The organism is Citrobacter sp. Cy070 (genome assembly GCF_030332245.1).
GTDB classification, from domain to species: domain Bacteria; phylum Pseudomonadota; class Gammaproteobacteria; order Enterobacterales; family Enterobacteriaceae; genus Citrobacter; species Citrobacter youngae.
Genome location: NZ_JAOWIG010000038.1, coordinates 149,109 through 167,994 on the forward strand (window position 1 = coordinate 149,109; position 18,886 = coordinate 167,994).

Sequence of the window (18,886 nt, forward strand, 5' to 3'; positions counted from 1 at the left end):
GGATGTATGAAGGATTTCATTACCGAAGCATGGCTCAGAGCGAATCATACGCTCAGCGAAGGGGCTGAAATTCATCTCCCCGCTGATGCCCGCCTGACGCCGTCTGCCCGGGAGCTGCTGGAGAGCCGTCGTCTGCGCATTAAGTATATCGACGAGCAGGGAAGCTTGTTTGTTGACGACGAGGAACAGCAGCCGCAGCCGGTACATGGTTTGACCAGCAGCGATACACATCCGCAGGCAACCTGTGAACTGTGTCATCAACCGGTGGCGAAGAAACCTGACACGCTGACGCATCTGACGGCGGACAAAATGGTCGCCAAAAGTGACCCCAGACTTGGATTTCGCGCCGCGCTGGACAGCACCATTGGTCTGGCCGTGTGGTTGCAAATTGAACTGGCGGAACCCTGGCAGCCGTGGCTGGCGGATATTCGCTCGCGCCTGGGCAACATTATGCGTGCTGATGCTGTGGACGAACCGCTGGCCGCACAGGCCATCGTTGGCTTAAGCGACGAAGATTTACACCGGCTCTCGCACCAGCCGCTGCGTTACCTGGACCACGATCATCTGGTGCCGGAAGCCAGCCACGGACGTGATTGCGCGTTGCTTAATCTGCTGCGTACCAAAGTCCGCGAAACGGAAACGGTGGCCGCTCAGGTGTTTATCACCCGCAGTTTTGACGTTATGCGGCCAGACATTCTGCAGGCGCTCAACCGTCTTTCCAGCACGGTTTACGTGATGATGATTCTGAGCGTAGCGAAGCATCCGCTAAGCGTCAGCCAAATCCAACAGCGACTGGGGGATAAGTCATGATCATTGAACGTGCTCGCCAACTCGCCAAACAAACGCCGGCTCGGGTGGTGTTCCCGGATGCGCTGGATGTACGGGTGCTGAAAGCCGCCAATTACCTGCACCAGCATGGTCTGGCACGCCCCATTCTCGTCGCCAGCCCGTTTGCGCTGCGTCAGTTTGCGCTCAGCCATCGCGTAGCCATGGACGGTATTCAGGTTATTGATCCACAAAGCAATGTACAGATGCGTGAAGAGTTTGCTCTGCGCTGGCTGGCCCGCGCGGGCGAAAAAACGCCGCCGGATGCGCGAGAGAAGCTCAACGATCCGCTGATGTTTGCCGCCGCGATGGTCAGCGCCGGTAAAGCCGATGTGTGTATTGCGGGCAACCTGTCGTCAACGGCAAATGTGCTGCGTGCAGGATTGCGCATTATTGGATTACAACCTGGTTGCAAAACGCTGTCGTCAATTTTCCTGATGCTGCCGCAGTATCTCGGGCCGTCATTAGGGTTTGCAGATTGTAGCGTTGTGCCGCAGCCCACCGCTGCACAGCTGGCGGACATCGCCATCGCCAGTGCTGAAACCTGGAAAGCGATTACCGGTGAAGAACCGCGTGTCGCCATGCTGTCGTTTTCCAGCAACGGCAGTGCTCGTCATCCCAATGTCGCTAACGTGCAGCAGGCGACCGAGATCGTTCGTGAGCGCGCTCCACAGCTTACCGTGGATGGGGAACTGCAGTTTGATGCTGCCTTTGTGCCGGATGTCGCCGCGCAAAAAGCGCCCGCCAGTCCGTTAAAGGGCAATGCCAATGTGATGGTTTTCCCATCGCTGGAGGCAGGCAATATTGGTTATAAAATCGCCCAGCGTTTGGGAGGGTATCGTGCCGTTGGCCCCTTGATTCAGGGACTTGCCGCACCACTCCACGACCTCTCTCGCGGCTGTAGCGTACAGGAAATTATCGAACTGGCGTTGGTGGCAGCTGTGCCGCGCCAGACTGACGTGAGCCGTGAAAGCGTCTCGCAAACACTGGTTGAATGAACGGTCCCGTTCTGGACCCCTTTGATTAAGAGGAAAGCACAATGGAAGCATTAGGAATGATTGAAACCCGGGGCCTGGTTGCACTGATTGAGGCTTCTGACGCGATGGTTAAAGCGGCACGCGTGAAACTGGTTGGCGTGAAGCAGATCGGTGGCGGCCTGTGTACTGCCATGGTTCGTGGTGATGTTGCAGCCTGCAAAGCGGCTACGGATGCCGGTGCTGCTGCCGCGCAGCGTATCGGTGAACTGGTTTCTGTACACGTTATCCCGCGTCCGCATGGCGATCTGGAAGAAGTGTTCCCGATCAGCTTCAAAGGCGACAGCAACGATATGTAAGTCGTCCATGTGACGCCACTGGATCGTTAAGAGAAAGCTGGCGTCACCCTCTCTCCTTTTCACATTACCTTCTGCGGAGGGTAGGGGGAGGTTTTACCTGAAATATGCCACGGAGGCGGGTATGAAACTGGCAATCGTCACAGGACAAATTGTTTGTACCGTTCGCCATCAGGGGCTCGCGCACGACAAGTTGCTGATGGTGGAAATGATTGATGCCCAGGGAAATCCCGACGGGCAGTGCGCTGTTGCGATAGACAGCATCGGGGCGGGAACCGGAGAGTGGGTGCTGCTGGTCAGTGGAAGCTCAGCCCGCCAGGCGCACCATAACGACTCATCGCCTGTCGATCTGTGCGTGATTGGCATCGTCGATGAAGTGGTGGCAGGTGGGAAAGTGGTATTTCACAAATAAGGCAGAAAATCATGAATCAACAGGATATTGAACAGGTCGTGAAAGCGGTGCTGCTGAAAATGAAAGACAGCAGTCAACCCGTCAGTGCCGTTCAAGAAATGGGCGTCTTTGCCTCCCTGGATGACGCAGTGGCGGCAGCAAAACTGGCCCAGCAGGGGCTGAAAAGCGTCGCTATGCGCCAACTGGCCATTCACGCCATTCGTGAAGCGGGCGAAAAACACGCCAGAGAATTAGCGGAATTTGCCGTCAGTGAAACCGGCATGGGACGCGTTGAAGATAAATTTGCCAAAAACGTGGCGCAGGCTCGCGGTACCCCGGGCGTGGAATGCCTGTCTCCACAGGTATTGACCGGCGATAACGGCCTGACGCTGATTGAAAACGCACCGTGGGGCGTGGTGGCTTCGGTAACGCCGTCCACCAACCCGGCGGCGACCGTCATTAACAACGCCATCAGCCTGATTGCCGCGGGTAACAGCGTCGTCTTTGCGCCGCATCCGGCAGCAAAAGGCGTTTCTCAGCGCGCGATCGGCCTGCTTAACCAGGCGGTAGTCGCCGCAGGTGGTCCCGCAAACCTACTGGTTACCGTTGCTAACCCGGATATCGAAACCGCACAGCGTCTGTTCAAGTACCCGGGCATCGGACTGCTGGTCGTCACCGGTGGTGAAGCGGTGGTGGAGTCTGCGCGTAAGCATACCAACAAGCGTCTGATTGCCGCAGGTGCCGGTAACCCGCCGGTTGTGGTGGATGAAACGGCCGATTTGACCCGCGCCGCGCAGTCCATCGTCAAAGGCGCGTCGTTTGATAACAACATTATCTGTGCCGATGAAAAAGTGCTGATTGTCGTGGATAGCGTTGCTGATGAGCTGATGCGTCTGATGGAAGGCCAGCACGCGGTCAAACTGACGACCGCCCAGGCTGAACAGCTGCAACCGGTACTGCTGAAAAATGTCGATGAGCGCGGTAAAGGCACGGTCAGCCGTGACTGGGTCGGGCGCGATGCGGCAAAAATCGCCGCGGCGATCGGCCTGAATGTTCCGGAGCAAACCCGCTTGTTGTTCGTCGAAACCTCCGCGACGCATCCGTTTGCCGTCACCGAACTGATGATGCCGGTGCTGCCGGTCGTGCGGGTCGCTAACGTCGATGAAGCCATTGAACTGGCGGTCAAGCTTGAAGGCGGTTGCCACCATACGGCGGCGATGCACTCACGCAACATCGACAACATGAACCGTATGGCTAACGCCATTGATACCAGCATCTTCGTTAAGAACGGACCGTGCATTGCCGGCCTTGGGCTTGGCGGCGAAGGCTGGACGACCATGACCATTACCACGCCAACCGGGGAAGGGGTGACCAGTGCGCGCACGTTTGTACGCCTGCGTCGCTGTGTGCTGGTGGATGCGTTTCGCATCGTATAAGGAGTGAAAGAGATGGCGCATGACGAACAACAGTGGCTCACACCCAGACTGCAAAAAGCGGCATCGCTGTGTAACCAGACGCCTGCCGTAAGCGATTCACCGCTGTGGCTGGGCGTTGATTTGGGAACCTGTGATGTAGTGTCGATGGTTGTCGACAGTGAAGGGCAGCCGGTTGCGGTTTGTCTGGACTGGGCTGACGTCGTGCGCGATGGCATCGTCTGGGATTTCTTCGGTGCTGTGACCATTGTTCGTCGCCATCTCGATACGCTCGAGCAACAACTGGGTTGCCGCTTTACTCATGCGGCTACCTCATTCCCGCCGGGCACTGACCCGCGTATCTCCATCAACGTGCTGGAGTCCGCCGGACTTGAAGTTAGTCATGTGCTGGATGAACCGACCGCCGTGGCGGATCTGCTGGCGCTTGATAACGCCGGAGTCGTTGATATTGGCGGTGGTACGACCGGTATCGCCATTGTGAAACAGGGCAAAGTGACTTACTCCGCCGATGAAGCGACCGGTGGGCACCACATTTCTCTGACGCTTGCCGGGAACCGTCGTATTCAACTGGAAGAAGCCGAGCAGTTCAAACGCAGCAACGGCAAAGAAATCTGGCCGGTGGTTAAGCCGGTTTACGAAAAGATGGCGGAAATCGTCGCCCATCATATTGCCGGACAAGGGATAACGGATTTATGGCTGGCTGGTGGGTCCTGTATGCAGCCGGGTGTTGATGAGCTTTTTCGTAAGCGTTTCCCGGAGCTGCAGGTGCATTTGCCGCAGCACAGTCTGTTTATGACCCCGCTGGCGATTGCCAATAGCGGAAAAGTAAAAGCGGAAGGAATCTATGCAAGCTGAATTGCAGACCGCGCTCTTTCAGGCATTCGATGCCCTGAATCTGCAACGCGTAAAAACGTTCAGCGTTCCACCGGTCACATTATGCGGACTGGGAGCGCTCAGCACCTGCGGACAGGAAGCGCAAACGCGCGGACTGACGCATATGTTCATCATGGTTGATAGCTTCCTGCATCAGGCGGGAATGACCGCCGCACTGGAACGCAGCCTGGCGATGAAAGGCGTGGCGATGACGCTGTGGCCATGTCCGGTAGGCGAACCGTGCATCACTGACGTTTGTGCGGCGGTCGCGCAACTGCGCGAATCAAAATGTGACGGCGTGGTGGCCTTTGGCGGCGGCTCGGTACTGGATGCCGCTAAAGCAGTGGCGCTGCTGGTGACCAACCCGACGCAAACGCTGGCTGACATGACCGAGCACAGCGTGCTGCGCCCGCGTCTGCCGCTGATTGCCGTGCCAACCACCGCCGGGACCGGGTCAGAAACCACCAACGTTACGGTGATTATCGACGCCGCCACCGGACTCAAAAAAGTGCTGGCCCACGCAACCCTGATGCCGGACGTCGCCATTCTGGATGCCGCGGTAACGGAAGGCGTTCCGGCGCACGTGACGGCAATGACCGGCATTGACGCGCTGACCCATGCCGTTGAAGCGTACAGCGCGCTGAACGCGACGCCGTTTACCGACAGCCTGGCGATTGGCGCGATTGCGATGATCGGCAAATCGCTGCCGAAAGCGGTGGGCTACGGCCACGATCTGGCGGCGCGTGAAAGCATGTTACTGGCGTCCTGCATGGCGGGAATGGCGTTTTCCAGCGCGGGGCTGGGCCTGTGCCATGCGATGGCGCACCAGCCGGGTGCGACGCTGCACATCCCACACGGACAGGCTAACGCCATGCTGCTACCCACGGTAATGGGGTTCAACCGCATGGTGTGTCGTGAGCGCTTCAGCCATATCGGCAGGGCGTTAACCAATAAGAAATCAGACGATCGTGACGCCATCAGCGCGGTCAGCGAGCTGATCGCCGAAGTGGGCCAGACCAAACGGCTCTCAGACGTTGGGGCAAAACCCGAGCATTACAGCGCATGGGCACACGCCGCGCTGGAGGATATTTGTATTCGCAGTAACCCACGCACCGCCACGCAGGCCGAAATTATCGCGTTGTATGCGGCGGCACAATAAATACACATATGACAGGGAGTGAAGGCTATGGGAATTAACGAAATCATCATGTACATCATGATGTTCTTTATGCTGATTGCCGCCGTGGACAGGATCCTGTCGCAGTTCGGCGGTTCGGCGCGCTTCCTCGGTAAGTTCGGTAAGAGCATTGAGGGATCGGGCGGTCAGTTTGAAGAAGGCTTTATGGCAATGGGCGCGCTGGGCCTGGCGATGGTCGGTATGACCGCGCTGGCGCCGGTACTGGCGCATGTGCTCGGGCCGGTGATTATTCCGCTGTATGAAATGCTGGGCGCGAACCCGTCGATGTTTGCCGGAACGCTGCTGGCGTGCGATATGGGCGGCTTCTTCCTGGCGAAAGAACTGGCGGGCGGCGACGTGGCGGCATGGTTGTACTCTGGCCTGATCCTTGGCGCGATGATGGGACCGACGCTGGTCTTCTCCATTCCGGTTGCGCTGGGAATTATTGAACCGTCTGACCGTCGTTATCTGGCGTTGGGCGTGCTGGCTGGTATCGTCACCATTCCGATTGGCTGTATTGCGGGTGGTCTGGTCGCGATGTACTCCGGCGTGGAAATCAACGGTCAGCCGGTGGAGTTCACCTTTGCGCTGATCCTGATGAACATGATCCCGGTGCTGATCGTGGCCGTGCTGGTGGCGCTGGGACTGAAATTCATCCCGGAAAAAATGATCAACGGCTTCCAGATCTTCGCCAAGTTCCTGGTAGCGCTGATCACCCTCGGTCTGGCTGCGGCAGTCATCAAGTTCCTGCTCGGCTGGGAGCTGATCCCAGGTCTTGATCCTATTTTCATGGCGCCAGGCGACAAGCCGGGTGAAGTGATGCGCGCCATCGAAGTTATCGGTTCTATCTCCTGTGTGCTGCTGGGTGCCTACCCAATGGTGCTGCTGCTGACCCGCTGGTTTGAAAAACCGCTGATGAGCGTCGGCAACCTGTTAAAAGTCAATAACATTGCGGCTGCGGGTATGGTGGCAACGCTTGCCAACAACATCCCAATGTTCGGCATGATGAAAAACATGGATACCCGCGGCAAAGTGATCAACTGCGCGTTCGCGGTCTCAGCGGCCTTCGCGCTGGGTGACCACTTAGGCTTCGCCGCTGCCAACATGAACGCCATGATCTTCCCGATGATTGTCGGCAAGCTGATCGGCGGCGTGACGGCGATTGGCGTGGCTATGCTGTTAGTACCGAAAGACGAAGATGTTCCGGCATCAGCAGAAACCAATCCGGAGGCGCAATCGTGAATACTCGCCAGCTACTCAGCGTCGGTATCGATATCGGCACCACCACCACTCAGGTGATCTTCTCCCGCCTTGAGCTGGTTAACCGTGCGGCAGTGTCGCAGGTGCCGCGCTACGAATTCATCAAACGCGAAATTAGCTGGCAAAGCCCGGTGTTCTTTACCCCCGTTGATAAGCAGGGCGGGTTGAAAGAGGCCGAACTGAAAGCCCTGATCCTCGCCCAGTATCAGGCGGCGGGGATTGCGCCAGAGACCGTCGATTCCGGCGCGATCATCATTACCGGGGAAAGTGCCAAAACGCGCAACGCGCGCCCGGCGGTGATGGCGCTCTCCCAGTCGCTGGGGGATTTCGTGGTTGCCAGCGCCGGTCCGCATCTGGAATCGGTGATTGCCGGTCACGGTGCGGGGGCACAAACCCTGTCCGAGCAGAAGTTGTGCCGCGTACTGAATATCGACATCGGCGGCGGTACGTCGAATTACGTCCTGTTCGATGCGGGAAAAGTCAGCGGCTCGGCCTGCCTGAACGTCGGCGGGCGGCTACTGGAAACGGACGGTCAGGGGCGCGTAGTACATGCGCATCAGCCGGGGCAGATGATTGTTGATGACGTATTTGGTCCAGGCACTGATGCCCGAACCCTCAATGCGGCGCAGCTTGTTCAGGTGGCCCGACGGATGGCGGCGCTGATTGTGGAGGTGATTGACGGCACGCTTTCACCGTTGGCGCAGGCGCTGATGCAAACCGGTCTGCTGCCTGTTGGCGTGAAGCCTGAAGTGATTACGTTGTCCGGCGGGGTGGGCGAGTGCTACCGCAACCAACCTGCCGATCCGTTCTGTTTTTCCGACATTGGGCCGCTGTTAGCAACGGCGCTACATGAACATCCGCGCCTGCGTGAGATGAACGTGCAGTTTCCGGCGCAAACCGTGCGCGCCACGGTGATTGGCGCCGGGGCGCATACGCTGTCGCTTTCAGGCAGCACTATCTGGCTGGAGGGTGTGGCGCTTCCGCTGCGCAATCTGCCGGTGGCGATTCCGGTTGATGAGGCTGATCTGGTGGCGGCCTGGCAGCAGGCGCTGCTGCAGCTCGATCTGGACCCGCAAACGGACGCCTACGTGCTGGCGCTGCCCGGTTCTCTGCCGGTGCGCTACGCCGCGCTGTTAACGGTGATTGATGCGCTGCTGGCCTTTGTCACGCGCTATCCGAATCCGCATCCCCTGCTGGTGGTAGCCGAGCAGGATTTTGGTAAGGCCCTGGGCATGCTGTTACGCCCACAGTTACAGCAACACCCGCTGGCGGTCATCGATGAGGTGGTTGTCCGGGCGGGGGACTATATCGACATTGGTACGCCTCTTTTTGGCGGATCGGTTGTGCCGGTGACGGTGAAATCACTCGCATTTCCTTCCTGAGGGAACGACTTATGAAACTAAAGACCACATTGTTCGGCAATGTTTATCAGTTTAAGGATGTTAAAGAGGTGCTGGCAAAAGCCAACGAACTGCGTTCGGGGGATGTGCTGGCAGGCGTGGCTGCAACCAGTTCGCAAGAGCGCGTGGCGGCTAAGCAGGTATTGTCGGAAATGACGGTGGCGGATATCCGCAACAACCCGGTGATTTCCTATGAAGAGGACTGCGTGACGCGTCTTATTCAGGATGACGTCAACGAAACGGCCTATAACCGCATCAAAAACTGGAGTATCAGCGAGCTGCGCGAGTACGTGCTGAGCGATGAAACCTCTGTTGATGACATTGCGTTTACGCGTAAAGGGTTAACGTCGGAAGTGGTCGCTGCGGTAGCAAAAATCTGCTCTAACGCGGACCTGATCTACGGCGGTAAGAAAATGCCGGTGATCAAAAAGGCTAACACCACCATCGGTCTGCCGGGCACCTTTAGCTGCCGTTTGCAGCCGAACGATACCCGTGACGATGTGCAGAGTATTGCCGCGCAAATCTATGAAGGGCTGTCCTTCGGTGCGGGCGATGCGGTAATTGGCGTCAACCCGGTCACGGATGACGTGGAAAACTTAAGCCGCGTGCTCGATACCGTGTACGGCGTTATCGACAAGTTCAATATTCCGACCCAGGGCTGCGTACTGGCGCACGTCACCACCCAGATTGAAGCAATTCGTCGCGGTGCGCCGGGCGGGCTGATTTTCCAGAGTATCTGCGGTAGCGAAAAAGGCTTAAAAGAGTTTGGCGTTGAGCTGGCGATGCTGGATGAGGCGCGTGCAGTGGGCGCTGAGTTCAACCGTATCGCTGGGGAAAACTGCCTGTACTTTGAAACCGGGCAAGGGTCTGCGCTCTCCGCTGGCGCTAACTTTGGTGCCGATCAGGTGACGATGGAAGCGCGTAACTACGGGCTGGCGCGTCACTACGATCCGTTCCTGGTGAACACCGTGGTGGGCTTTATCGGGCCGGAATATCTCTACAACGACCGTCAGATTATTCGCGCGGGCTTAGAAGATCACTTCATGGGCAAGCTGAGCGGCATCTCAATGGGCTGCGACTGCTGTTACACCAACCATGCTGATGCTGACCAGAACCTCAACGAAAACCTGATGATTCTGCTCGCCACCGCTGGCTGCAACTACATCATGGGCATGCCGCTCGGTGACGACATCATGCTCAACTATCAGACCACCGCCTTCCACGACACCGCGACCGTGCGTCAGTTGCTGAACCTGCGTCCGTCGCCGGAGTTTGAACGCTGGCTGGAAACCATGGGCATTATGGCAAACGGTCGCCTGACCAAACGGGCGGGCGATCCGTCACTGTTCTTCTGATGACGCGGAGATGACATACGATGGATCAAAAACAGATTGAAGAAATTGTACGCAGTGTAATGGCGTCAATGGGGGAGTCACAGCCGCAGGCTCAAGCGCCGTCACCAGAAGCGAAATGCAGCACTACGCAGTGCGCCGCACCAACGGGTGAAAGCTGTGCGATGGACTTAGGTTCAGCCGAAGCGAAAGCGTGGATTGGCGTTGAGAACCCGCACCGTGCCGAAGTGCTGACCGAGCTGCGCCGCAGCACCGCCGCGCGTGTATGTACCGGTCGTGCCGGTCCGCGCCCGCGCACTCAGGCGCTGCTGCGCTTCCTGGCCGACCACTCGCGTTCAAAAGACACAGTGTTGAAAGAAGTCCCGGAAGAGTGGGTGAAAGCGCAAGGCTTGCTGGAAGTACGCTCAGAAATCAGCGACAAAAACCTGTATCTGACGCGCCCGGACATGGGGCGTCGTCTGAGCGCAGAAGCCATTGAAGCGCTGAAATCACAGTGTGTAATGAACCCGGATGTGCAGGTAATTATCTCTGATGGCCTGTCTACCGACGCCATCACCGCTAACTACGAAGAGATCCTGCCGCCGCTGTTGTCAGGCTTAAAACAGGCCGGATTAAAAGTCGGGACACCGTTCTTTGTTCGCTATGGCCGTGTGAAAATCGAAGATCAGATCGGTGAACTGCTCGGCGCGAAAGCGGTGATCCTGCTGGTTGGGGAACGTCCGGGCCTCGGCCAGTCGGAAAGTCTTTCTTGCTATGCCGTCTATTCGCCACGCGTGGCGACAACCGTTGAAGCTGACCGTACCTGTATCTCGAATATTCACCAGGGCGGTACGCCACCGGTTGAAGCGGCGGCGGTGATTGTGGATTTGGCCAAGCGCATGCTGGAGCAAAAAGCATCCGGCATCAATATGACCCGTTAAGGAGGCATCATGCCAGCATTAGATTTGATTAGACCTTCAGTCACCGCAATGCGCGTGATTGCCTCGGTAAATGACGGTTTTGCCCGTGAACTTAAATTACCGCCACATATACGTAGTCTCGGACTCATCACAGCAGATTCTGATGACGTGGCGTATATTGCTGCAGACGAAGCGACAAAACAGGCGATGGTGGAAGTGGTTTATGGCCGCTCGCTGTATGCCGGCGCGGCGCACAGTCCCTCTCCAACCTCGGGCGAAGTGCTGATCATGCTCGGTGGACCTAACCCGGCCGAAGTTCGCGCCGGCCTGGACGCGATGGTCGCCAATATCGAAAGCGGCGCGGCGTTCCAGTGGGCCAATGACGCAGAAGATACCGCCTTCCTTGCGCACGTGGTTTCGCGTACCGGTTCGTATCTCTCGGCGACCGCAGGATGCCGACTTGGCGATCCGATGGCGTATCTGGTGGCTCCGCCGCTGGAAGCAACGTTTGGTATTGATGCTGCGCTCAAATCTGCCGATGTACAGATTGTCACCTACGTGCCGCCGCCGTCAGAAACCAACTACTCAGCGGCGTTTTTAACTGGTAGCCAGGCTGCCTGTAAAGCTGCCTGTAATGCTTTCGCTGATGCTGTTCTGGATATTGCCCGGAATCCGGTACAACGCGCGTAAGAGAGGTTGTGATGATCAATGCACTGGGATTACTGGAAGTGGATGGCATGGTGGCTGCCGTAGACGCGGCAGATGCCATGCTGAAAGCCGCGAACGTGCGTCTGCTCAGTCACCAGGTGCTGGATCCTGGCAGGCTGACTCTGGTGGTGGAAGGCGATCTGGCCGCGTGTCGTGCAGCGCTGGATGCCGGAAGCGCTGCTGCAGCGCGTACAGGACGTGTTGTCAGCCGCAAGGAGATAGGGCGGCCGGATGATGACACCCAGTGGCTGATCGGCGGTTTTACGCGCCAGCCGAAGAAACCCGCACCGAAGCCAGAAATGATGCCAGAAGACAAAGCGGAAAAGACGCAGGACACGCCTGTGACATCTGAATCTTCTGATGAACTCCTGGCGTTGTTGGCATCAACCCGTCAAGGAATGACGGCAGGGGAAGTGGCCGCGCACTTTGGCTGGTCACTTGATGAAGCCAGAAAGGCGCTGGAACAGCTCTTTTCTGACGGAGCGTTGCGTAAACGCAGTAGTCGCTATCGCTTAAAAAATTAACCTGTCGGAGGGCCGGGGGCTTCGTTGAAGCTTCCGGCTTAAAAGATCATGAAAAAGACCCGTACTGCAAACCTGCACCATCTTTATCATGAAGCATTACCCGAAGACGTTAAACTTACGCCGAAGGTCGAGGTGGACAACGTTCACCAACGGCGAACAACAGATGTGTATGAGCATGCCCTGACGATTACCGCCTGGCAGCAGATTTACGATCAACTGCATCCGGGAAAATTTCATGGCGAGTTCACGGAAATCCTGCTTGATGATATTCAGGTGTTCCGTGAATACACCGGTCTTGCGCTGCGCCAGTCATGCCTGGTCTGGCCGAACTCGTTCTGGTTTGGTATTCCGGCCACCCGCGGCGAGCAGGGATTTATTGGTACGCAATGCCTTGGCAGTGCTGAAATTGCGACCCGCCCAGGCGGAACGGAGTTTGAGCTGAGCACACCCGATGATTACACCATTCTTGGGGTCGTTATCTCTGAAGACACCATTGCGCGTCAGGCGAACTTCCTGCATAACCCGGAAAGGGTGCTGCATATGCTGCGCAACCAGTCGGCGCTGGAGGTAAAAGAACAGCATAAAGCCGCGCTATGGGGCTTTGTGCAACAGGCGCTGGCGACGTTTAGCGAGAATCCTGAGAACCTTCATCAGCCGGCGGTGCGCAAAGTGTTGGGTGATAACCTGCTGCTGGCGATGGGCACCATGCTGGAAGACGCTCAGCCGATTATGACCGCTGAAAGCATCAGCCATCAGAGCTATCGCCGCCTGCTGTCGCGGGCGCGCGAATATGTGCTGGAAAATATGTCAGAGCCGCTGACCGTACTCGACTTGTGCAACCAGCTACATGTGAGTCGTCGCACGCTGCAAAACGCGTTTCACGCAATCCTCGGTATCGGACCGAATGCCTGGTTAAAACGTATTCGTCTGAATGCCGTGCGCCGGGAGCTTATTAGCCCGTGGTCGCAAAGTGCGACGGTGAAAGACGCTGCGATGCAGTGGGGATTCTGGCATTTAGGGCAGTTTGCTACCGATTACCAGCAGTTGTTTGCGGAGAAACCGTCGCTGACGCTGCATCAGCGCATGCGTCAGTGGGCGTGATGAGATTATTGTGCCGGATGCGACGCTAACACGTCTTATCCGGCCTACGGGTTTTGCCGTTGCTTATCCGGCCATTACACCCAGTCGTGGACCTGAATAAATTCGCTAAGGGCGGCTTCCGGGCTGTTCGCTTCCGGCTGCCAGTCATATTCCCAGCGTACCAGCGGCGGCATCGACATCAAAATCGATTCCGTGCGCCCGCCGGTCTGTAAACCGAATAACGTGCCGCGATCCCACACCAGATTAAATTCCACATAGCGTCCGCGACGATAAAGCTGGAAGTTTCGCTCGCGCTCGCCCCAGCTCATCGCTTTGCGGCGTTCGACGATTGGCAGATACGCTTCGGTGTAACCTTGCCCGACCGCCTGCATAAAGGCGAAGCAGTGGTCGAAATCTGGCGTATTTAAATCATCGAAAAACAGTCCGCCGATGCCGCGCTGCTCGTTACGGTGCTTGAGAAAGAAGTAGTCATCGCACCACTTCTTGTAACGTGGATAAACGTCATTGCCGAACGGCTGGCACAGATCACGCGCTGTGCGGTGCCAGTGAATCGCATCCTCATCAAAGCCGTAGTAGGGCGTTAAATCAAAGCCGCCGCCAAACCACCACACCGGGTCGGCGCCCGGTTTTTCCGCGATAAAAAACCGTACGTTGGCATGGCTGGTCGGAATGTAAGGATTCTGCGGATGCACCACCAGCGAGACACCCATCGCCTCAAAGCTGCGCCCGGCAAGCTCCGGGCGATGTGCAGTAGCCGATGCTGGCATTGCATCGCCGTGGACGTGGGAGAAGTTGACGCCCGCTTGCTCGAAAATACCACCGTTACGCAGCACCCGGCTACGACCGCCGCCGCCCGCTTCACGCTGCCAGTTATCTTCAATAAACTCTGCGCCATCGACGGCGGATAACTGCTGGCAAATATTATCCTGCAGACTAAGCAGGAACTGTTTTACGCGCTGTGCATCGGGCTTCATGATTAACGTTTCTTCGAGTGTGCTTTCTGGTTATCAAACCAGTGGAAATAGCTAATGATGCCATTGGCGATAGCGGTAGCGATTTTTTGACGAAACGCCGTCGTGCCCAGCAGTCGCTCTTCTTCCGGGTTGGTAATGAACGAGGTTTCGACCAGTACCGACGGAATTGACGGTGATTTTAGCACCACGAAGGCGGCCTGTTCCGTGCTACGACTGTGCAGACGATGTACTGGCTTGATCTTCTTGAGAATATGCGAGCCTAAGGTCAGGCTGTTTTTAATGGTGTCGGTTTGCACCAGATCGAACAATACCTGCTGCAGCAAATGGTCTTTATCGGTGGTTTTCTTCCCGGCGACTTCATCGGCCCGGTTTTCACGGTCGGACAGATATTTCGCCATGGCGCTACTGGCACCGCGGTTAGACAGCGCAAAGACCGACGCACCTGCGGCGCTCGGATTGGTGAAACCGTCGGCGTGAATCGACATGAACAGATCGGCGCCATGCTTATGGGCTATCTCGACGCGATCGTACAGTGGAATAAACGTATCGCCGGAGCGGGTCAGGCGTGCATCAATCCCCTGGTTGCGTAGAATCGAGCGCACGTTTTTGGCAATCGCCAGCACCACGTGCTTCTCCTTTGAACCGTTGCGACCAATGGCGCCGGTATCAATCCCGCCGTGACCCGGATCGAGGACAACTACGCGCTTAGCGCCGGCTTTTTTCGCTTTCGGTTTGCTGTGACCATTGCTGGTCTTAAGCGCTTCTTCTTTAGCGATGGCTTGCGACATGCCTGACAGCGTCAGGGCGGCCAGCCCGGCTTTCAACACCTGGCGGCGCGATGTGAGTGTTTTTAGTGGTTTAAAAGTGCTCATACGGCCTGAGTTGTAAAAAAAAGGTTCTAAACGTTATATCGTATCGCGTTGTCCGTTGCGACGGATCGGGATAAGAATTGTTTTACTTTTCATTTCAATACGTGACAATTCCGTATTATGCCATTTTTTCCGTCGCTTCGCGTCAGATATTGGCTAAATCAGTGGTTCGCGCCATAATCGCTTTTTAACGTCCTGAAAAGGAAACTAATACCATGGAAATACGCGTATTTCGCCAGGAAGATTTCGAAGAGGTGATCACCCTCTGGGAGCGCTGTGATCTGCTGCGTCCATGGAATGACCCGGAAATGGACATTGAACGCAAGGTCAATCATGACGTCAGCTTGTTTCTGGTCGCAGAAGTGAACGGCGAGGTGGTCGGCACAGTGATGGGGGGCTATGACGGTCATCGTGGCTCCGCCTATTACCTTGGCGTGCATCCTGAGTTCAGGGGGCGCGGTATTGCTAATGCGCTGCTGAACCGACTGGAGAAAAAGCTCATTGCCCGCGGTTGTCCAAAGATTCAAATCATGGTGCGTGACGATAATGACGTTGTGCTGGGTATGTATGAGCGTCTGGGCTATGAACATACCGATGTACTCCATCTGGGCAAGCGTTTGATTGAAGATGAAGAGTACTGAGTTTCATCCGGCCGACTATGACGGTCATGGGCATCTGCGCCTGCCTTTTCTCTTCTGGTGCGTACTGTTGTTGCAGGCACGCACCTGGGTTTTGTTTGTGATTGCCGGTTCTTCTCGTGAGCAGGGCAACACGTTGCTGAATCTGTTTTATCCCGATCATGACGCATTCTGGCTGGGGTTACTTCCCGGTGTTCCGGCCGTGCTGGCGTTTTTACTCAGCGGGCGGCGTTTTGCGTTCCCCGTTTTGTGGCACAGGCTGCGCGGATTACTGATTCTGGCTCAACTGGCGCTGCTCTGCTGGCAGCCGATGCTGTGGTTGGGGGGCGATCCGGTCAACGGCGTTGGTCTGGCGCTGCTGGTGGCGGATATTGTCGCGCTGGTCTGGCTGTTAACCAATCAACGTTTGCGCGCCTGTTTTTCCCCCGAGAAAGAATAACGGCACTTTTTAGTGAAACCGGACTCAAAGCAGCGTTGATAAATATGGAAGGAAGTGAAATGAAATCACTGCGTTTGACGTTATGCGCGATACCGCTTGTGCTGACCGGGTGTTCAACCCTCTCATCGGTGAACTGGTCCGCCGCTAATCCGTGGAACTGGTTTGGTTCTTCGACCGAGGTCACTGAGCAAGGCGTGGGAAAACTCACGGGTGCGACGACATTGGATGAAAAGACCATTGCTGATGCGCTGGATGGCGATTATCGCCTGCGTAGTGGCATGAAAACCAATAACGGCACTGTCGTGCGCTTTTTTGAGGCAATGAAAGGTGACAAGCTGGCAATGGTGATCAATGGCGACCAGGGAACGATCAATCGCATTGATGTATTGGACAGCGACATCGCATCAGCCGCGGGTGTCGAAATCGGTACACCGTTTAGCGACCTTTACACTAAAGCTTTTGGTCATTGCCAGAAAGCAACCGGTGATGATAGCGCGGGCGTTGAGTGTAAAGCCGAAGGAAGTCAGCATATTAGCTATATTTTTTCCGGTGACTGGAGCGGCCCTGAAGGCATAATGCCGTCTGACGATACGCTACAAGAGTGGAAAGTAAGCAAAATTATCTGGCGGCGTTAATTTGCGTCTGAACAAATCGACTTACTAAAAAAACAGGTAGAATAACGCCCAGCAATGCCACGATGTCGTGGCAGCTTTTTTCAGGAGGAACAATGTCTCAGGTTCAGAGTGGCATTTTGCCAGAACATTGCCGTGCGGCGATTTGGATTGAAGCCAATGTAAAAGGTGATGTTGAGGCCCTGCGAACGGCCAGCAAAACGTTTGCCGATAAGCTGGCGACCTTTGAAGCGAAATTTCCGGATGCGCATCTGGGCGCGGTAGTCGCTTTTGGCAACAACACCTGGCGCACACTGAGCGGCGGCGTGGGCGCGGAAGAGCTGAAGGACTTCATCCCCTACGGTAAAGGTCTGGCTCCGGCGACCCAGTATGACGTACTGATCCATATTCTCTCGCTGCGCCATGACGTGAACTTCTCCGTTGCGCAGGCGGCAATGGAAGCATTTGGCGATTGCATTGAGGTTAAAGAAGAGATCCACGGTTTCCGCTGGGTGGAAGAGCGTGACCTCAGCGGCTTTGTTGATGGCACTGAAAACCCGGCAGGCGAAGAAACGCGCCGTGAAGTCGCTGTTATTAAAGATGGCGTCGATGCCGGTGGCAGCTATGTATTCGTGCAGCGTTGGGAACATAACCTGAAGCAGCTTAACCGCATGAGCATCCATGACCAGGAAATGATGATTGGCCGTACCAAGGAAGCCAACGAAGAGATCGACGGTGACGACCGCCCGGTCACCTCTCACCTGAGCCGTGTGGATCTGAAAGAAGATGGCAAGGGGCTGAAAATTGTGCGTCAGAGCCTGCCATACGGTACAGCCAGCGGTACGCATGGTCTCTATTTCTGCGCGTACTGCGCGCGTCTGCACAATATTGAGCAGCAACTGCTGAGCATGTTTGGTGATACCGACGGTAAACGTGACGCGATGCTGCGCTTCACCAAACCGGTCACCGGTGGCTATTACTTTGCACCGTCGCTGGATCGACTGATGGCGCTGTAACCCCGGTGTTGCCTGGTTGCGCTCACGCTTACCAGACCTACCGCGTTCTTATCTGTCATGAAATTGAAAATCCCCGCCCCGACGGGGATTTTTTTTACCTGACATTAACCTGATTTAGTGAGCTATTCCTCAGCATGAATTTGTTAATGCTGTATCTTCTGCGTGAATGAAGTGAAGGCTTCATATTCAAAAGGAGAATATTGAAATGGGAAAACTCACGGGCAAAACAGCATTGATTACGGGCGCATCTCAGGGTATTGGCGAGGGGATCGCCAGAACATTTGCCCGCCATGGCGCGAACTTAATCCTGCTGGATATCTCCGATGAGATTGAAAAGCTGGCGGATGAACTGGCAGGGCGCGGGCATCGCTGCACAGCGGTTCACGCAGACGTCAGAGATTTTGCGTCGGTTACGGAAGCGGTAAAACGCGCGAAGAAAATTGAAGGCAAAATCGACATTCTGGTCAACAATGCAGGCGTATGTCGCCTTGGCAACTTCCTTGAAATGAGCGATGAAGATCGCGACTTCCACATTGATGTCAACATTAAAGGCGTCTGGAACGTGACGAAGGCCGTTCTGCCGGAGATGATTGCGCGCAAAGACGGGCGCATCGTGATGATGTCATCGGTAACTGGCGATCTGGTGGCCGACCCGGGTGAAACGGCGTATGCGTTGTCGAAAGCCGCTATTATCGGCTTAACCAAGTCCCTGGCGGTTGAGTACGCGCAATCGGGGATTCGTGTAAATGCCATTTGCCCGGGCTACGTTCGTACGCCAATGGCGGAAAATATTGCACGTCAGTCTAACCCGGACGATCCTGAATCGGTATTAGTCGACATGGCGAAAGCGATCCCGATGCGCCGTCTGGCCTGTCCGCTTGAAGTGGGTGAACTGGCGGCGTTCCTGGCGTCGGATGAATCCAGCTACTTAACTGGCACGCAAAACGTGATTGATGGCGGCAGCACCCTGCCTGAAAGCGTCAGCGTCGGCATCTGATTGATGCCAGTCTCCTCCCCGGTGAACCTGGGGAGGGGTTTCCCCTTATTCTCTTTTCAACTTTCAAAT

21 protein-coding genes are annotated in these 18,886 nt (G+C 56.2%); 19 read left to right on the forward strand and 2 right to left on the reverse strand.

What is annotated here, in order from left to right; genetic code table 11:
- Positions 1-6: 6 nt before the first annotated feature.
- From eutT to eutR, 14 genes are all read left to right on the forward strand, one after another.
- Positions 7-810 (forward strand): ethanolamine utilization cob(I)yrinic acid a,c-diamide adenosyltransferase EutT, encoded by an 804-nt coding sequence (eutT, locus tag OGY19_RS03575; protein WP_115601686.1) that lies wholly within the window; start codon positions 7-9, stop codon positions 808-810.
- Positions 807-1,823, forward strand: coding sequence for a phosphate acetyltransferase (gene pta, locus OGY19_RS03580; RefSeq protein ID WP_048210962.1), 1,017 nt, complete (start codon positions 807-809; stop codon positions 1,821-1,823). The genes eutT and pta overlap by 4 nt, the downstream gene beginning before the upstream one ends.
- A 41-nt stretch (positions 1,824-1,864) precedes the next feature.
- Positions 1,865-2,158, forward strand: coding sequence for an ethanolamine utilization microcompartment protein EutM (gene eutM / locus OGY19_RS03585; protein WP_005121908.1), 294 nt, complete (start codon positions 1,865-1,867; stop codon positions 2,156-2,158).
- A 121-nt stretch (positions 2,159-2,279) separates the two neighbouring features.
- Positions 2,280-2,567 (forward strand): ethanolamine utilization microcompartment protein EutN, encoded by a 288-nt coding sequence (gene eutN / locus OGY19_RS03590; protein WP_005121909.1) that lies wholly within the window; start codon positions 2,280-2,282, stop codon positions 2,565-2,567.
- 11 nt (positions 2,568-2,578) lie between these two features.
- Complete coding sequence (locus OGY19_RS03595) at positions 2,579-3,982, forward strand: aldehyde dehydrogenase family protein (protein ID WP_115601687.1); 1,404 nt, start codon at positions 2,579-2,581, stop codon at positions 3,980-3,982.
- 12 nt (positions 3,983-3,994) lie between these two features.
- On the forward strand, positions 3,995-4,834 hold the full coding sequence (gene eutJ, locus OGY19_RS03600) for an ethanolamine utilization protein EutJ (protein WP_115601688.1): 840 nt from the start codon (positions 3,995-3,997) through the stop codon (positions 4,832-4,834).
- On the forward strand, positions 4,824-6,011 hold the full coding sequence (gene eutG, locus OGY19_RS03605) for an ethanolamine utilization ethanol dehydrogenase EutG (RefSeq protein WP_121584878.1): 1,188 nt from the start codon (positions 4,824-4,826) through the stop codon (positions 6,009-6,011). Before eutJ ends, eutG begins: the two co-directional genes overlap by 11 nt.
- Before the next feature lie 27 nt (positions 6,012-6,038).
- The gene (gene eutH, locus OGY19_RS03610; protein WP_115601690.1) at positions 6,039-7,271 is read left to right on the forward strand and encodes an ethanolamine utilization protein EutH; all 1,233 of its coding nucleotides are present in this window, start codon (positions 6,039-6,041) and stop codon (positions 7,269-7,271) included.
- Positions 7,268-8,671 (forward strand): ethanolamine ammonia-lyase reactivating factor EutA, encoded by a 1,404-nt coding sequence (gene eutA / locus OGY19_RS03615; RefSeq protein ID WP_115601691.1) that lies wholly within the window; start codon positions 7,268-7,270, stop codon positions 8,669-8,671. Before eutH ends, eutA begins: the two co-directional genes overlap by 4 nt.
- An 11-nt stretch (positions 8,672-8,682) precedes the next feature.
- On the forward strand, positions 8,683-10,044 hold the full coding sequence (gene eutB / locus OGY19_RS03620) for an ethanolamine ammonia-lyase subunit alpha (RefSeq protein WP_003038029.1): 1,362 nt from the start codon (positions 8,683-8,685) through the stop codon (positions 10,042-10,044).
- 20 nt (positions 10,045-10,064) lie between these two features.
- Positions 10,065-10,961, forward strand: coding sequence for an ethanolamine ammonia-lyase subunit EutC (gene eutC / locus OGY19_RS03625; protein ID WP_048210968.1), 897 nt, complete (start codon positions 10,065-10,067; stop codon positions 10,959-10,961).
- Positions 10,962-10,970: 9 nt separating this feature from the next.
- Positions 10,971-11,630, forward strand: a complete 660-nt coding sequence (gene eutL, locus OGY19_RS03630; protein ID WP_040233508.1) for an ethanolamine utilization microcompartment protein EutL — start codon at positions 10,971-10,973, stop codon at positions 11,628-11,630.
- An 11-nt stretch (positions 11,631-11,641) separates the two neighbouring features.
- Positions 11,642-12,172, forward strand: coding sequence for an ethanolamine utilization microcompartment protein EutK (eutK, locus tag OGY19_RS03635; protein WP_048210969.1), 531 nt, complete (start codon positions 11,642-11,644; stop codon positions 12,170-12,172).
- 48 nt (positions 12,173-12,220) lie between these two features.
- A complete protein-coding gene (gene eutR / locus OGY19_RS03640) occupies positions 12,221-13,273 on the forward strand; it encodes an HTH-type transcriptional regulator EutR (RefSeq protein ID WP_061068308.1) in 1,053 nt (350 codons plus the stop codon).
- 74 nt (positions 13,274-13,347) lie between these two features.
- Here eutR and hemF read toward each other — a convergent pair whose 3' ends face one another.
- Positions 13,348-14,247 (reverse strand): oxygen-dependent coproporphyrinogen oxidase, encoded by a 900-nt coding sequence (gene hemF, locus OGY19_RS03645; protein WP_115601693.1) that lies wholly within the window; start codon positions 14,245-14,247, stop codon positions 13,348-13,350.
- A 2-nt stretch (positions 14,248-14,249) separates the two neighbouring features.
- Complete coding sequence (gene amiA / locus OGY19_RS03650) at positions 14,250-15,119, reverse strand: N-acetylmuramoyl-L-alanine amidase AmiA (protein ID WP_005121924.1); 870 nt, start codon at positions 15,117-15,119, stop codon at positions 14,250-14,252.
- A 212-nt stretch (positions 15,120-15,331) separates the two neighbouring features.
- Between amiA and OGY19_RS03655 the strand changes: the two genes are divergently transcribed.
- The 5 genes from OGY19_RS03655 (at position 15,332) to ucpA (ending at position 18,817) form a co-directional block, all read left to right on the forward strand.
- A complete protein-coding gene (locus OGY19_RS03655) occupies positions 15,332-15,757 on the forward strand; it encodes a GNAT family acetyltransferase (protein ID WP_048210972.1) in 426 nt (141 codons plus the stop codon).
- A complete protein-coding gene (locus OGY19_RS03660; protein WP_048210973.1) occupies positions 15,744-16,193 on the forward strand; it encodes a DUF2919 domain-containing protein in 450 nt (149 codons plus the stop codon). The genes OGY19_RS03655 and OGY19_RS03660 overlap by 14 nt, the downstream gene beginning before the upstream one ends.
- Before the next feature lie 59 nt (positions 16,194-16,252).
- A complete protein-coding gene (locus OGY19_RS03665; RefSeq protein WP_061068305.1) occupies positions 16,253-16,828 on the forward strand; it encodes an RpoE-regulated lipoprotein in 576 nt (191 codons plus the stop codon).
- Positions 16,829-16,920: 92 nt separating this feature from the next.
- A complete protein-coding gene (yfeX, locus tag OGY19_RS03670; RefSeq protein WP_286596231.1) occupies positions 16,921-17,820 on the forward strand; it encodes a porphyrinogen peroxidase in 900 nt (299 codons plus the stop codon).
- 205 nt (positions 17,821-18,025) lie between these two features.
- Entirely contained in the window at positions 18,026-18,817 is a 792-nt protein-coding gene (gene ucpA / locus OGY19_RS03675) for an SDR family oxidoreductase UcpA (RefSeq protein ID WP_048210976.1), read from the forward strand.
- Positions 18,818-18,886 lie beyond the last annotated feature (69 nt).

Excerpts from the sequence above, each read along its gene's own strand:
- eutT (WP_115601686.1), top strand. The coding sequence starts at position 7 with ATGAAGGATTTCATTACCGAAGCATGGCTCAGAGCGAATCATACGCTC.
- pta (WP_048210962.1), top strand. The coding sequence starts at position 807 with ATGATCATTGAACGTGCTCGCCAACTCGCCAAACAAACGCCGGCTCGG.
- eutM (WP_005121908.1), top strand. The coding sequence starts at position 1,865 with ATGGAAGCATTAGGAATGATTGAAACCCGGGGCCTGGTTGCACTGATT.
- eutN (WP_005121909.1), top strand. The coding sequence starts at position 2,280 with ATGAAACTGGCAATCGTCACAGGACAAATTGTTTGTACCGTTCGCCAT.
- OGY19_RS03595 (WP_115601687.1), top strand. The coding sequence starts at position 2,579 with ATGAATCAACAGGATATTGAACAGGTCGTGAAAGCGGTGCTGCTGAAA.
- eutJ (WP_115601688.1), top strand. The coding sequence starts at position 3,995 with ATGGCGCATGACGAACAACAGTGGCTCACACCCAGACTGCAAAAAGCG.
- eutG (WP_121584878.1), top strand. The coding sequence starts at position 4,824 with ATGCAAGCTGAATTGCAGACCGCGCTCTTTCAGGCATTCGATGCCCTG.
- eutH (WP_115601690.1), top strand. The coding sequence starts at position 6,039 with ATGGGAATTAACGAAATCATCATGTACATCATGATGTTCTTTATGCTG.
- eutB (WP_003038029.1), top strand. The coding sequence starts at position 8,683 with ATGAAACTAAAGACCACATTGTTCGGCAATGTTTATCAGTTTAAGGAT.
- eutC (WP_048210968.1), top strand. The coding sequence starts at position 10,065 with ATGGATCAAAAACAGATTGAAGAAATTGTACGCAGTGTAATGGCGTCA.
- eutL (WP_040233508.1), top strand. The coding sequence starts at position 10,971 with ATGCCAGCATTAGATTTGATTAGACCTTCAGTCACCGCAATGCGCGTG.
- eutK (WP_048210969.1), top strand. The coding sequence starts at position 11,642 with ATGATCAATGCACTGGGATTACTGGAAGTGGATGGCATGGTGGCTGCC.
- eutR (WP_061068308.1), top strand. The coding sequence starts at position 12,221 with ATGAAAAAGACCCGTACTGCAAACCTGCACCATCTTTATCATGAAGCA.
- hemF (WP_115601693.1), bottom strand. The coding sequence starts at position 14,247 with ATGAAGCCCGATGCACAGCGCGTAAAACAGTTCCTGCTTAGTCTGCAG.
- amiA (WP_005121924.1), bottom strand. The coding sequence starts at position 15,119 with ATGAGCACTTTTAAACCACTAAAAACACTCACATCGCGCCGCCAGGTG.
- OGY19_RS03655 (WP_048210972.1), top strand. The coding sequence starts at position 15,332 with ATGGAAATACGCGTATTTCGCCAGGAAGATTTCGAAGAGGTGATCACC.
- OGY19_RS03660 (WP_048210973.1), top strand. The coding sequence starts at position 15,744 with ATGAAGAGTACTGAGTTTCATCCGGCCGACTATGACGGTCATGGGCAT.
- OGY19_RS03665 (WP_061068305.1), top strand. The coding sequence starts at position 16,253 with ATGAAATCACTGCGTTTGACGTTATGCGCGATACCGCTTGTGCTGACC.
- yfeX (WP_286596231.1), top strand. The coding sequence starts at position 16,921 with ATGTCTCAGGTTCAGAGTGGCATTTTGCCAGAACATTGCCGTGCGGCG.
- ucpA (WP_048210976.1), top strand. The coding sequence starts at position 18,026 with ATGGGAAAACTCACGGGCAAAACAGCATTGATTACGGGCGCATCTCAG.